At 59.6% G+C, this 825-nt stretch carries 1 protein-coding gene; it reads right to left on the bottom strand.

What is annotated here, in order from left to right:
• Nucleotides 1-143: 143 nt before the first annotated feature.
• The coding region (locus tag EOA75_RS33405; RefSeq protein WP_127326178.1) for a DUF1173 family protein at nt 144-825 on the bottom strand (682 nt) is incomplete at its 5' end.

Below are 825 nucleotides of genomic sequence, written 5' to 3'. Positions count from 1 at the left end.
GCACACGACCTCTGCAGCCTGGCTTAATTCCGGACAGCGACAGATAGTTCCGGACCGCACAGTGGAACTGATAGCGTATCCGGCAACGCAGCTGCTTCTATTGCGGTTGTGGCGTCTCCTCGTTCTTCTGATTGTAGCGGCCGCTACAGTTGTAGTGGCGGCATCTCGCCTTCACTCACGCGCCAGATCCACGAACCGATTTGCGGACACGCCTCGATCATGTTGTTCAGCATCAGCTCAAATTTGTCGTCGACTCCAGCCGGCACAATGTAGAGCGCAATCGACTGACCGAGGCGCTGTACCATCGCGTTGGCGATCGGCTGCTCCGCCGGCAGGTTGTATCGCAATCCCTTGATGCTCTTGTCCCGCATCCATGCGAGGGCGTCGACCAGCTTCCGCTCGTGGACGGAGTCGTACGGTATCCAGTTCTCGTTCACGACCATCACGGCGATTTCCTCGATCACCGCAAGCCCCGCCGTATTGAGCCCGAAGGTGGCAATGGTCATAAGATGGGAGCGATCGTCCGCCTCCCACAACGAAAATTCCCGCTCGAAGCGCGTCCGCAGGCGACTATGCAAGTCACCATCGACCATGAATGGAAAGCAAGGCATGTGGCGGATGACGAGCTTCTGGCCGGCACGGGCCGGCTCGAACTCCTTCACCTCGCCGACAAGGATCATCAGCTTACGTGGACCCGATCCGGAAGTCGCCAGCGACGCTAGCGCTTCAGCGCGACGCCTTTCGATCGCGTCTTTTTTCTCGGCGCGGAACGCCTCCGGCACATACAGCGTCTCGGCAAGCGGGCGGCCCTTGACGATCATCTGC

This window comes from Mesorhizobium sp. M1A.F.Ca.IN.022.07.1.1 (genome assembly GCF_003997575.1).
GTDB lineage: Bacteria > Pseudomonadota > Alphaproteobacteria > Rhizobiales > Rhizobiaceae > Mesorhizobium.
Note: the sequence above shows the minus strand (reverse complement) of the source record. Positions and strands in the feature narration are given on the sequence as shown.